Here is a 13082-nt window from a genome sequence, read left to right on the forward strand (position 1 = left end):
AAAAATGGCGCAAAGCCAAGAATATAAAGGGTTTTAGAAAATTCAGATAAATAAATGAAGTGAAGAGAAATCTAGATTCTTAACAAAAAATGAAGGGTAAATTTACAAAAAAATCTTGTTTTTTCAATTGAAAATAAACACTATTTACCTAGTGAAAATTGGATTTTTTCTGTTTTTTGGAAGTGAAATAATATTGTTCGATAAATAAATTGGTAGATATTGAATAACAAAAAAGGCGAAAAACTCGACCAAAAATCGAATTTTTTGCCTATTTTTTTGCATTTTTTGAATTGAGATTCATTATGCAGGAGGTGTATAAATATTAATGTGAAATATCAGAGACAGACACGCCTGTATTTGCTTTCACACGAATTTCTTTATAAATACGTTCTGCTTCTTCCTGTGGCACTTTGTTAGATGAAAGAACAGTACCTAAGTATCCAGCAATAAAGCCTAATGGAATTGTAATAATCGCTGGAACAGCAAGTGGCACAAGTGGTTGTCCAACAAAGATAGCCGCACCTTCAACAGGGCTCCACACATTTGGTCCCATTGCTCCTAAAATTAAACATGATACTAACCCCGTTACCATCGCAGTTACAGCACCTGTAGAATTAAATTTCTTCCAATAGATTGTATAAAGGATTACAGGTAGGTTTGCTGACGCACCGATACAAAAGGCGAATGATACTAGGAATGAAACGTTTAAGCTTTGTGCAAACAGAGCGAGAATTATAGACACGATCGCAATCGAGATAGAGCCTGTACGAGCTGCTACTACCTGTTGCTTCTCTGTTAAATTACCACCCTTAATGATTTCTCCATAAATATCATGAGAAATGGCAGAAGCTCCTGTTAGTACTAAACCAGAAACAACGGCTAAAATAGTCGCAAATGCCACTGCGCCGATAAATGCCATCAATACATCTCCACCTAAGTAATGCGCTAGAAGCGGAGCAGCTGTATTACCAGCCTTACTTTCAGCAAGAATTTGATCTAAACCTACAAAGTTTAATGCACCGAACCCTAAGAAAATTGTTAATGAAAAGAAAATAGCTGTAATCCAAGTTGTCCAAGAAATAGAGGAACGTGCTGTTTTTGCATCCTTTACAGTAAAGAAACGCATTAAAATATGTGGTAAACCAGATGTTCCTAAAACTAAAGCCATCATCATCGAAACGGAGTCGATTGTGCTTGTATACTTAATTCCAGGTACAAGGAACTTTTCGCCATGATCTACTGCAATTGTGTCGAACATCTTCATAAGAGAGAAGTCAAATTTCATTAACACTAAAACCGCTAATAAACCTGTCCCGAATAGTAATAGACTTGCTTTAATGATTTGCACCCAAGAAGTCGCTGTCATACCACCAAACAATACATAAGTTGTCATCATAACACCGACAATTAAAACAGCAATCCAATACTCAATACCGAATAATAGCTTAATTAATGCACCAGCACCAACTAGCTGTGCAATCATATAAAGAATTACGATAATAATGGTACCAGACGCTGCCACACCACGAATTCGCTTTTCATTAAAACGAGCCGTTAACATATCTGCTAACGTGTAGCGGCCTAAGTTTCGCATTGGCTCAGCAATGACATAAAGCAGCACTAAATTCGCTACTACATAGCCTACAGAGAAGAAGAAACCATCAAAGCCAGTTAAGGCAATTGCACCAGACACCCCAAGAAAGGCTGCCGCAGATAAATAGTCACCAGCAATCGCAAAGCCGTTTTGCCACCCCTTTAAACCACCACCAGCAGTGTAAAAATCAGCCGCAGAAGATGTACGCTTTGCTGCAATATAGGTAACAACAAGTGTTAAGCCAACAATAGCTAAAAAGAAACCTATGGATACGATGTTCATTTATTTTCCACCTTTCGCCTGATACTCTGCAAGAACAGCAGCTGCAGCTTTATCGAATGAAGCAGCTTTTTTTACATATACTGTACAAAGCACAATGGTCATGATAAATAAACCTGCAGAATAAACCCATACACCCGTAATATTTCCGAAGAATTTTTGTTGTAGTACAGGCTGGAAAGCAAGAATCGGAAGCAGGATATAAAGAATTAAAAACACTGCTGTAATCGAGAAAAGAAAGGTATTTTTCTTTTTTACAAAGCTATTAAACGATTCCATTGCTTCAATTGCATGATAATCAATTGATTGGGCCTGTTTTTTGCTTGAAACATTCGCCATTATTATTCCCCCTAAAGTTATATATTTCTGTTTTAAACGACATATTTCTTTTTCGTTCGTCGTTATATTCACTTATTTTATGGGGGAGAATCCTATAATGCAATACTAAATTTTGAGTTTTTATAATTTTTAGTCACTTCTGTTTTGTGGAAATAACATAGAAATAATAAGGATTTATTAGAAAAATTCTGTTTAAAAGAGCGTGCAGTTTTCTGATGAAATAATATTGTTAAAATAGTTTGTTGTTGATAAAAATGAATGTAGGAGAAAATACAAACATAAAAGAGAATTTTCTGTATTTTATTATTCTGCTATTAAATGCCATGGGAGCTTGTTAAGTAGAAAAAATTTGTTATATAACAATTATCTGAGGTTTTGGGAAATAACGAAAATGATAAAAAAAAGCTATGAAAAAATTTTTAAAAAGGATGTGTCATTTGGAAGAATTAGTGAGGCGGAATTCCAGAATCAGTTAATGTTCACATGTTATACAAATAGCCATCTGGGTGTAAGTCCATTATCTTGTGTTTAGCTTCTATAATGAATAAAATAAGGTGATGAAATGAAGGGAAGTGGGCACCACTAATGACAAAGAAAAGTATATTGCTAGTTTTAGTTCTAGCATTTAGTAGCATTCTAGCTGCTTGCGGTAGTTACAAGTTTGAACCAACATTAAATCTCGAGGTTCAAGATTTCACAGTAACAAATCAAAAAAATGAACAAGTGACCCTAGATGATCTTAAAGGTAAGCCTTGGATAGCCATGTTTATTTTTACAAACTGTACGACAATCTGTCCACCCATGACATTTAATATGACAGAAGTTCAACAAGCACTACAGGATGAAGGCCTTGAAGATTATCAAATTGTGGCATTTAGCGTGGATCCAGAAGTGGATAAGCCTGATGTTTTAACAAATTACTTAAATACGTATAATGTTGTAGATGAAAGCAAATGGCAGCTACTAACTGGCTATCAACAAAAATTCATTGAACAATTTGCACGTAAATCATTTAATTCATTAGTTAAAAACGATCCTAACTCAGACCAAGTCATACATATGTCGAGCTATTATTTAGTAAACGCAGACGGCACAGTTGTAAAAGACTATGATGGCGCGACAAACGTACCAGTTGAAACAATCGTTGGAGATATGAAGGCTCTTATTAAGGAGAGCAAATAACACAGAAGTCCATGTGACTTCTGTGTTTTTTTATGGAAAGAGGGGAAAGTAAGATGTACGCCTTTAAAAATCATTCGTCTCGATTTACTTTCCCAATATTGCAGCGAATACGGCAATATTATATCGTTATATGCAGCAATGGTTCATTAACTTAAACTATTCAACTGATTAGTAAGAGGAGGGATTTTAATGAATAAACAGGACCAGCTTAACTTGATTAAGGACGACTTTATAAATTCTCAAAAGGTACTATTAGCAATTGGTGATGAAACCAGACAAGCTATTTTAATGGTATTAATGAGCACAGATTGTCAAACGGGATTGCGTGTAGGTGAAATCACAGAACAAACACATCTTTCTCGACCAGCTGTGTCACATCATCTTAAAATTTTGAGAGATGCTGGTGTTATTTTAATGCGCAAAGAAGGTACAAAAAACTTTTACTATATAGATATACGGACAAAACTAGGTTCGTTAAAAAATCTTGTTTTGGATATTGAGACGTTGTTAACGAAATTTTATTGACAATATAATAGGTTATCTGGAGGAATGAACGATGAAAGCAATGGTGATAGATCAATATGGCAAAGTCCCAATGCGCATGAAAGAAGTGCCTACACCTGAAATAAATGAATATGAGGTACTTGCTGAAATCCATGCAGCAAGTATTAATCCGATTGATTTTAAAATCCGTGATGGGAAAGTAAAGCTGTTAATCCACTATAAAATGCCACTGATCCTTGGAAATGATTTTTCAGGGGTCCTCGTAAAGGTTGGCGAAAAAGTGACGCGCTTTAAAGTAGGAGATGAAATTTATGCACGTCCAAGGAAGAGTAAAATTGGTACTTTTGCGGAATATATCTCGATTCATGAAGATGACATAGCCCTAAAGCCTAAAAATTTGAGCTTTGAGGAAGCTGCATCAATCCCACTGGTTGGCTTAACGTCATACCAAGCTTTACATGACATCATGCAATTACAAAAAGGTCAAAAGATTTTAATTCATGCTGGCTCTGGTGGTGTAGGTACCTTTGCTATACAACTAGCAAAAGTAATGGGCGCCTCAGTGGCAACAACGGCTAGCGAAGCTGGTGCAAACTTAGTTACATCTTTGGGTGCAGATAAAGTGATTAATTATAAGAAAGAAAACTTTGAAGCTATACTGAAAAATTATGATGCAGTCTTTGATACGCTTGGAGGAAAGACCTTAGAAAAATCTTTCGAGATTATCAAGGATGGTGGAAAAATTGTCTCCGTATCAGGCACGCCGAATGCTCGTTTCGCCAAAGAATATGGTTCAGGATTTTTCAAAACATTATTATTTTCAGCAGCAAGTCATAAACTGACCTCACTTGAAAAGAAATATCATGCTCAATATTCCTTCTTATTTATGAAACCAAGTGGCGATCAATTACGCATAATCGCCGATTTAATTGAATCTGGTAAAATCAAACCAGTCATTGATAGAACTTTTTCATTTGAAGATGCTCAAAAGGCGATGGAACATGCGGAGTCAGGTAGAGCAAAAGGGAAGATTATCGTAAAAATGAAATAGCCTTTATATTGTATTTTGTTTGTAATAACCGCAAACCTCAAGGCTTCTCCTTTTATAGGATAGATGTAGCCCAATATTGAGATGAGCGATGGTTCACCACTTGCGTTCTTTGAAGGTAAATATAGCAAAGTTAGTCAGCCAATAAGTTTATAATTACCTATCTCCTAAACAATAGAAACCATCGTTTGAGCATTATTTGTTCGAACGGTGGTTTTGTCTTTGGTTCAAGTTGGAAAATGGATTGCTTAATTGCTGTAATTATGGACGTTTTTATTCAATCCAAAGGTTGATAAAATCACATCATACTACAAGTAGGAGTGATATCAATGGATAAGGTACGTTATAAAGTAAGAGAAGTGTTGGACAAGAACAAAATTGATGCATTTTTGCAGCAAGCTCGCATTGGGCATTTGGGTATGGTTGATGGTCATTTGCCATATGTTGTCCCCCTTAATTTTGTGTGGACAAATGGAGTGCTTTATTTCCATGGAGCCACTGGCGGGAGACGAAATCAAGTGATGGAAGAGAACCCAGAGGTTTGCTTTACGGTTTGCGATGAATATGGAACCATTACTAATCCAGTACCTGCAAAGACGGACACGGCTTATATGAGTGTCATGGTTTTTGGCAAGGCTCAGCCTATTTTGGATTTGAATGAAGCGACACACATGTTGCAAGAAATGATAAATAAATATGTACCTGGTTACTATAATCGCCCCTTATCCCAGCAACACGTGGATAAATATCGATCAGCCGTTTTCGGAGGGCCTGTTCAAGTTTACCGTATTGATCCTCAACATATTACCGCGAAAGAAAATCCAATTGCCTTAGGGGAGATGTTCAATATTGAGAAAATCCCACATACATAGTATTGGTTTTCAGAAATTAGTACATCAAATCACTGCAAGCACCACTAACTCTAGTCAGATGTAGCTTTGGAATAAAGATGGATTAACAAATAGCTCTTAATCCTTATCTAATAGCAACATCAAAAACTCCATTTTGAAAAATTGATCAAAATGGAGTTACTCTCTTTAGATAAGTATGAGATTTTTATAAAAAAGTTTGATCATTTTTCAGCTATGTTGTTCCACAATTGCGCCCGATTGTTGAATAACGAGTGCCATTACAAGGTTATGATCTGCAATACTCACAAAAGTCGCTTAGGGAACTTTATTATTCCATTTTATGTCTATATTGAAAATTGAAAGTTTAATGGGGGCATCATTATGTGGGTCATATTAGGTCTTATCGCAATAATAGCAACTTTTATTAACCTTTATATGTATGCAACAGGCAAAGACTACAAGCTTGCGATGGCAATGGGATTATCATTTACAGCATTAACGCTATGTGCAGAAAATAGTCTAATAGCTAATTGGGTAAAAGTAGAAGATTGGACAGCTTTATTGGATGTTGTACCTACTATGGAAAAGTCGTTATGGATACTTACAATTATTTCCATCCTACTTAATATAACACCGATACTTTTAGATTGTAAAAAGAAAAAATAAATTCCCTAAATGAATTCAATGGTTTTAGTAGATGCACATAGCGAAAAGTTTATCGATTTATTTGCAGTATTTAATTAAGCAGGGGCTATACAACTCTATACAAAAAAACGTTTCCAGTTTGGGCATACACCAAAAAGGCACGAATGTTGTTAAATAAACATTTGTGCCTTTTCGATAGAACAATTAATTATACAGTTTTCTATACATATGGCATAAACAGTTGAAGTAGCAGCGTTTATACTTGCGGAGCTTGTTCAAAAATTTGCATAAAAACTTGAATAGCATTTCTTATCGTCAAAAGTGTTATTCAACAATATGGCCCTTTAATGGCAACGAGCGCTGAATCTTTGTTACAGAATTGCGCCCGAGTGTTGAATATTGAATGAAATGATAACCAACCTTCAGTCATCTTTCTCTATATATTTTATTTCGCATCAGAATTGAATCGTATTAACGTTAAAATTGAGAACAATGGGAAAATCAAATATATAGACATAAAACCACCAAGAGTAAAGAACCAAATATCAATGCAACCCACCAAAATTAAACCGATAACATTTGTTAGAACAAAAGAAAGTATTTTGTTTTTTATTCTATTAGTTAAATAAATTTCAATAGGGACTACAAGGATAATAGTAAATAAATAGATTCCTAAATAGAGCAGTACAGAAAGCAGTATTTTCTCAGCCGTCGAAGGAGGCATTATATCCGATTGGAATATTCTCTCGATAAACACGATACTTAATGTGGTAACTAATGCTACTATTATCGGGAAAAAAAGTATCTTTGCTATAGAAATCTTTCTCATTCAGTCACCTCTTTTGTTTATTATAATCCAGTCTTTAAGATGACGGCTAACCTAAATTTCTTTAAAGGCGTTATTCCACAATCTGGCCCGATTGATGAACGTTTGTTGAACATCCTTTTTTTAATAGCCCCTAAAGTAAACCTCAAACTTTTATTTGGTAATGAAATATTAAAGCATGATTTATTCATGAATCTTACCTAATAAGTAGTCTCGATGCTTCAAACTTAAATCAAAGTATTTAAAAGTACCTTCGTGTATTTGTTTCAACACTTGATAAAAAACTCGATAGGCAAAATCGTATTGTGATTTTGTAATCCAATTATTGTGTAGAGCCTCTTCTAATTCATCTTTATCTTTTTCAATGATTTCTCCAGTTCGTAATACAACAATATCTAAAAATAAGTCCAACATATAGGGTTCTCCATTCTCAACGCCATTTTCATATGTGATATCTATGTACCACTGAATAATTTCTCCATTTTCATTAAACATTGATGTAATAGCGAAATTTTCATTGAGTGGTAGTTGTTGTAACCATAAGTAATTGTTATCAACAATACAAAGCTTTTTAATTAAATATTCAGTTATTAATGGTTCTTTTACTTCATTCATTTTTATAAGAGCAATAAATCCGTTAAAATCTTTGTGATTTATCTGCTCTAAAGAATAGTCGCGTTTTATAATTCTAGTCCAATCGTTTCTATGTAAAAACCGCTTTTTCAAAAGATAATCGCTCCTCAATTAATGTTATTGGTAAATTATAACATACTAGTGAGTTTAAAATATATATAACATATCCGTAGAGTTTTGCACCATTGCAAAAAAATGTTATTCAACAATCTGGCCCGTTTGTTGACAAATCCTGCATATCAACACAGGATTTTTTTATCAAACTTAATATGAATGATCAATCTTTGTTTTTAACGATTAATCATTTTTATAAAACTCCTTAGAGGTTATTTTATTGTACCTAATTTTATGGACTGCTAAAATTCGCAATTTTGGATGTTTTTTATCAATCCGTATTACGTTATGCTAAGACCGTTCATTTATTAGCAAGGAGGGGAAGTGCTACTGTTTAGTTCAGGTAGATTGACATTTTATCAAATAGCGGCAAGTAAAGCGTTACTTGGAATCAAGCAAATTGACATTTTAATGGAATGACACGTTACATAAAGAGGGCTAATGACAATAGGAAAACGACATTCCACAAGGGAACAGTCCTTAAAGGACGAGAATACGTGATGAATTCCTAGTATGAAGAAGAGATTAACATAATTTGTAGAAAGGTAGGAAAGTGTATGAACTCAACATCCGTTTCACTGAATGTACGTGATTTCCTGTCGCCCACCATCGCTGCTTTTATATCTGTCTTAGTTAACTATGGGGGCACTTTTATCTTGGTGTTTCAGGCTGCCAAGGTTGCTGGTCTAAGTCCAGAAATGACTGCATCATGGATATGGTCGATTTCCATTGGTGTGGGGGTAACGGGTATCTGGCTAAGTTACCGATATCGTGAACCCATTATTACAGCTTGGTCAACACCAGGCGTGGCGTTTCTTGTTTCAGCTTTAGCTGTTACCCCATATGCTGAAGCCATTGGAGCTTATATTATTTCTGCAATAGCATTTGTTTTGCTAGGTTTATCAGGCATGTTCGAACGTTTTGTCCAACTTATTCCTCCAGGTATTGCTTCAGGTCTACTGGCAGGTATTTTATTACAATTTGGTATTTCAGCCTTTGGTGGTGCGAAAGTGGAACCTTTACTTGTCATCGTCCTGTTTACTACGTATATCGTACTAAGAAGGTTTACATCTCGCTATGCAATTGTCGGTATTCTAGTCATTGGCTTGATTTATTTAATAAGTATGGGGCAGGTAGATTTCAGCCATATCGAGTTGGCCTTCGCGTCTCCTGTATTTGTTACGCCAACGTTTTCTCTACATGCATTATTGGGTGTCGCTTTGCCGCTTTTTATTATTACCTTAACAGGACAGTACATGCCAGGCATGTTAGTGTTGCGAAATGATGGATTTAAAACGAGTGCCAATCCGATTTTGATTGTAACAGGATTGGGATCACTCCTGACAGCACCCTTTGGATCGCATGCTTTTAACATAGCAGCAATTACAGCAGCCATCTGTACGGGGAAGGACGCTCATGAGGATTCAAGAAAACGTTATATTGCAGGTATTGTCTGTGGCATTTTTTATATAATTGTCGGAATTTTTGGGGTAACATTGGCTGCATTGTTTTTAATTCTCCCAGCTACGTTCATTGCAACATTAGCGGGATTAGCGTTGCTAGGCACAATTGGTAGTAGCCTTGCCAATGCTTTAACAAATCCTATTGGACGCGAAACAGCACTCATTACTTTTTTGGCAACAGCCGCAAATGTTACTTTACTTGGAGTTGGCGGGGCATTTTGGGGGCTTGTAGCTGGTTTGGGCGCACATTTATTAATGAATGTTCCATTGCTCAGAAAACAGCAAAGTATAAATGAGGGACAACAAATTAGACAAAGATAATATCACTACGAAAGGTGGTTTTTAACATCGATACGACAAAATCAATAGAAGCCTTCGAAATAGCAAAAAAACTTATGCCTGGTGGGGTAAATAGCCCAGTGAGAGCATTTCAATCAGTTGGGATGGAGCCAATTTTTATGAGTCACGGGAAAGGCTCAAACATATATGATATTGATGGCAATCGCTATATAGATTATGTTCTATCTTGGGGGCCATTAATTCATGGACATGCAGATAAGGAAGTTTCAGATGCACTTCTTGAAGCCATCAAGAGGGGGACAAGTTTTGGATTGCCAACTTTACAAGAAAATAAGCTAGCAACATTAATAGCTACTCGCATACCTTCCATAGAGAAGATTCGAATGGTTAATTCGGGTACAGAAGCGACAATGAGCGCCATTAGACTAGCTAGAGGCTTTACTGGCAAAGACATGATTGTGAAATTTGATGGAAACTATCATGGGCACAGTGATCATCTATTAGTAAAGGCAGGCTCAGGAATTGCTACCTTCAGCCTTCCTGATAGTCTGGGTGTACCTATAGAGATCACTAAGCATACAATCTCCATACCTTATAATAATATCGAAGTCCTGAAAAAGATCTTTGATAAATATGGCTCACAAATAGCAGCAGTCATCGTAGAACCGTTTGCAGGCAATATGGCGGGAATACCAGCTAACCCTGAATTTCTTCAAGCAATACGTTCTTTCACTACAAAGTATGGTGGACTATTTATACTCGATGAGGTCATGACTGGTTTTCGTATAGATTACCACTCTGCTCAAGGGCTTTATAACATAAAACCAGACTTAACATGTTTAGGAAAGATCATTGGTGGAGGGATGCCTGTTGGGGCATATGGTGGAAAAAAAGAAATCATGAATCACATTGCACCTGAAGGTAGTATTTATCAGGCTGGAACCTTATCGGGTAATCCAATCGCTATGGTAGCAGGGTATACCACAATCAATAAATTAAATCATAACAGTTATACGTATATCGAAGCGTTAGCAGAGCGGCTTATTCAAGGCTTATCAAAAGTAGCTCATAACAATCATATTCCACTTAAAACAACGAAAGCTGGGACAATGATTGGCTACGCATTCATCGATCATCCCTTACAAAATTTTGATGATGCTCAAAAAATAGATGCTGAGATGTTTCGCCGTTTTTATAAAGAAATGCTTAAACAGGGTATACTTCTACCTCCTTCTCAATATGAAAGCATATTTATCTCGACTGCTCATTCCATACATGATATTGATAGAACGATTCATGCTGCGGATGTAGCCTTTAAAAGGATGTCGTGTAATTAGATGATGCAAAGTGGACTACAAACATCCTATATCTATAAAATGATCGATTTGATAGTATAATACTTATTGACGGTACAAAACGATTAATTTTCGCATATTTTAACAATCCCTATTCTAACTGGAAGTGAATTGAATGTTACAAGTTAACCGAGACGATAAAAATCCTATATGGCAACAGTTACTTGACCAAGCTATTCATCATATTACAACAGGCAAATGGCCACCAGGGGAGTTACTTCCTCCATCCCGAGAACTCGCCTTATTAGTAGGTGTTTCACGCTCAACCATACAAATTGTTTATGAGGAATTATTTAGTCGAGGGTATACTGTGACAAATTGGCGTGGAGGAACAAGAGTAAGTGAATGGGGGTTTAAAACCAACTTGGCAGAAGAGGTGATTCCTCAAGGACCATCTACGCCAACATTACCTTTATTAAACGTGGCAGTTGATGAATTAAACAGTTGGTTTAGAGGCAAAGAAAATGGAAACGTCGCAATCGATTTTTGTCCCCATGAGCCGTATTTGGACGAGCATTTCCGAAAAACTTGGCGACAATCGTTTTTACAGGCTTCAGCAGAAACAGATCTGACCAATTGGGGCTATGGCGATGCCTACGGTTTCACACCGCTCCGTGAACAGATTCAACGTTACCTGACATTTGAAAGAGGTGTACATGTAGAGATTGACCAAATCATCTTAACCTCTGGCGCACAGCATAGCATCGATCTAATTGCCCAAGCCCTTCTTAAGGAAGGAGAAACGGTTTCTGTTGAAGATCCAGGCTTTCCTGCAGCCTGGATGACCATGAAATATCGGCGTATGAATGTTGTTGCTGTACCCGTGGATGAGTATGGCGTACAAGTAGAGCAGATTGATCCACAAACCAAGCTTATTTTTGTTACGCCTTCTCACCAATGTGCGGTTGGTGTCATAATGTCTGAGCCACGCAAACAACAATTGCTGCAAAAATCCGCGAAAAATCAATTCTGGATTGTAGAAGATGATTATGATGGTGAGTTTAGGTATCGAGGTGGCCCGCTTCCTACCTTGTTTAGCCAACAACCTCACAACACATTATATATGATGAGTTTTTCTAAAATGGTTGCTCCTGGCATACGAATATCGGCTGTTATCGGCCCCAAAGATGCTATTCGTCAGCTTGCGCAAGTACAACAATTAACCTATCGGCATCTTCCCATTATGGAGCAATTAACGCTTGCTCATTTTATTGAGCACGGTCATTTTATGCGTCATATGAGGAGAGCCAGAAATGTCTATCGACGTAGACATGAAGCGATGACAAAGGCAATTATGGCGACAGGACTAGCCGAACGTTTCAAGCTAAGTGGCATTGAAACGGGTTTGCATATGCTTCTTGAGGCGGAAGAATCGTTTGATGAAGAAGCAATGACGAACCTCGCACTCGAAAATGGGATACGTGTTTATCCACTGAGCAAGTATTGCTTAGAAAATACTCGAAAAGGATGGGTACTAGGCTTTGCTAAAATTGATGAGCAAGCCATTGAGGAAGGCATTTTTCGTCTTGCAAAGATCCTCTTGCAAGAAACGTAATCATTAGCCGGGCATAAAGGGAATTGGGGGTTGCGATACTATGCCATACATTCATGAGTTTGGAATCATTGCTTGTATAGAAAAAGACAAGGAGTATGCTGCTTATGAACCTGAAAAATACAATTGCATTGGTGTAGATGGTGACCTCTTTGATGAACTGCTTTCTAAGGATTTTGGCAAAAAAATACATCACCTCGAAACTTTTGCACACAACACAAATAGGCCATTTAAAAGTCTCGCCTATTGGGGGATAACCTTGATACCACCAAGCTCTCATAAACAATTTTTAAATATGGTGAGTGAAGCCAATGTCGAGTACCAATCTGCAGAACTTGAAGAATTAATCAAAAAAATAGCTGATGCAATAAAACAAGATAAATGAATGATTCATTAT

At 36.6% G+C, this 13082-nt stretch carries 13 protein-coding genes; 9 read left to right on the forward strand and 4 right to left on the reverse strand.

Annotated features, from left to right (window positions below):
• Nucleotides 1–322: 322 nt before the first annotated feature.
• Together HXV90_RS03760 and HXV90_RS03765 are read right to left on the reverse strand one after the other, a co-directional pair.
• Nucleotides 323–1876: a solute symporter family protein gene (locus HXV90_RS03760; RefSeq protein WP_048393056.1), complete on the reverse strand. Its 1554-nt coding sequence runs from the start codon at nucleotides 1874–1876 to the stop codon at nucleotides 323–325.
• On the reverse strand, nucleotides 1877–2212 hold the full coding sequence (locus HXV90_RS03765) for a DUF485 domain-containing protein (RefSeq protein WP_004227946.1): 336 nt from the start codon (nucleotides 2210–2212) through the stop codon (nucleotides 1877–1879).
• Nucleotides 2213–2797: 585 nt separating this feature from the next.
• Between HXV90_RS03765 and HXV90_RS03770 the strand changes: the two genes are divergently transcribed.
• The 5 genes from HXV90_RS03770 (at nucleotide 2798) to HXV90_RS03790 (ending at nucleotide 6463) form a co-directional block, all read left to right on the forward strand.
• Nucleotides 2798–3394, forward strand: coding sequence for an SCO family protein (locus tag HXV90_RS03770; protein ID WP_269898419.1), 597 nt, complete (start codon nucleotides 2798–2800; stop codon nucleotides 3392–3394).
• A gap of 189 nt (nucleotides 3395–3583) precedes the next feature.
• On the forward strand, nucleotides 3584–3919 hold the full coding sequence (locus tag HXV90_RS03775) for an ArsR/SmtB family transcription factor (protein WP_112118578.1): 336 nt from the start codon (nucleotides 3584–3586) through the stop codon (nucleotides 3917–3919).
• Nucleotides 3920–3950: 31 nt separating this feature from the next.
• Complete coding sequence (locus HXV90_RS03780) at nucleotides 3951–4949, forward strand: NADP-dependent oxidoreductase (protein ID WP_259950214.1); 999 nt, start codon at nucleotides 3951–3953, stop codon at nucleotides 4947–4949.
• A gap of 326 nt (nucleotides 4950–5275) precedes the next feature.
• Complete coding sequence (locus tag HXV90_RS03785; protein ID WP_054550225.1) at nucleotides 5276–5818, forward strand: pyridoxamine 5'-phosphate oxidase family protein; 543 nt, start codon at nucleotides 5276–5278, stop codon at nucleotides 5816–5818.
• Between the two features lie 360 nt (nucleotides 5819–6178).
• Entirely contained in the window at nucleotides 6179–6463 is a 285-nt protein-coding gene (locus HXV90_RS03790) for a hypothetical protein (RefSeq protein ID WP_259950213.1), read from the forward strand.
• Between the two features lie 424 nt (nucleotides 6464–6887).
• On the opposite strand, the gene HXV90_RS03795 is transcribed toward HXV90_RS03790, so the two are convergent.
• Together HXV90_RS03795 and HXV90_RS03800 are read right to left on the reverse strand one after the other, a co-directional pair.
• Nucleotides 6888–7271 (reverse strand): hypothetical protein, encoded by a 384-nt coding sequence (locus tag HXV90_RS03795; RefSeq protein WP_004224262.1) that lies wholly within the window; start codon nucleotides 7269–7271, stop codon nucleotides 6888–6890.
• 180 nt (nucleotides 7272–7451) lie between these two features.
• Complete coding sequence (locus HXV90_RS03800) at nucleotides 7452–7994, reverse strand: ribonuclease FAU-1 family protein (protein ID WP_259950211.1); 543 nt, start codon at nucleotides 7992–7994, stop codon at nucleotides 7452–7454.
• A gap of 578 nt (nucleotides 7995–8572) precedes the next feature.
• Between HXV90_RS03800 and HXV90_RS03805 the strand changes: the two genes are divergently transcribed.
• The 4 genes from HXV90_RS03805 (at nucleotide 8573) to HXV90_RS03820 (ending at nucleotide 13070) form a co-directional block, all read left to right on the forward strand.
• Nucleotides 8573–9799 carry a benzoate/H(+) symporter BenE family transporter gene (locus tag HXV90_RS03805; RefSeq protein ID WP_259419475.1) on the forward strand — a complete coding sequence of 409 codons (1227 nt, stop codon included), beginning with the start codon at nucleotides 8573–8575 and terminating at the stop codon, nucleotides 9797–9799.
• Nucleotides 9800–9873: 74 nt separating this feature from the next.
• The gene (gene hemL, locus HXV90_RS03810) at nucleotides 9874–11115 is read left to right on the forward strand and encodes a glutamate-1-semialdehyde 2,1-aminomutase (RefSeq protein WP_442916335.1); all 1242 of its coding nucleotides are present in this window, start codon (nucleotides 9874–9876) and stop codon (nucleotides 11113–11115) included.
• Nucleotides 11116–11248: 133 nt separating this feature from the next.
• Nucleotides 11249–12688, forward strand: a complete 1440-nt coding sequence (pdxR, locus tag HXV90_RS03815; protein ID WP_048393035.1) for a MocR-like pyridoxine biosynthesis transcription factor PdxR — start codon at nucleotides 11249–11251, stop codon at nucleotides 12686–12688.
• A gap of 40 nt (nucleotides 12689–12728) precedes the next feature.
• Nucleotides 12729–13070: a hypothetical protein gene (locus HXV90_RS03820; RefSeq protein WP_269898420.1), complete on the forward strand. Its 342-nt coding sequence runs from the start codon at nucleotides 12729–12731 to the stop codon at nucleotides 13068–13070.
• Nucleotides 13071–13082 lie beyond the last annotated feature (12 nt).

The sequence above is a fragment of the Lysinibacillus sp. JK80 genome (assembly GCF_027557635.1).
Lineage (GTDB): Bacteria > Bacillota > Bacilli > Bacillales_A > Planococcaceae > Lysinibacillus > Lysinibacillus capsici.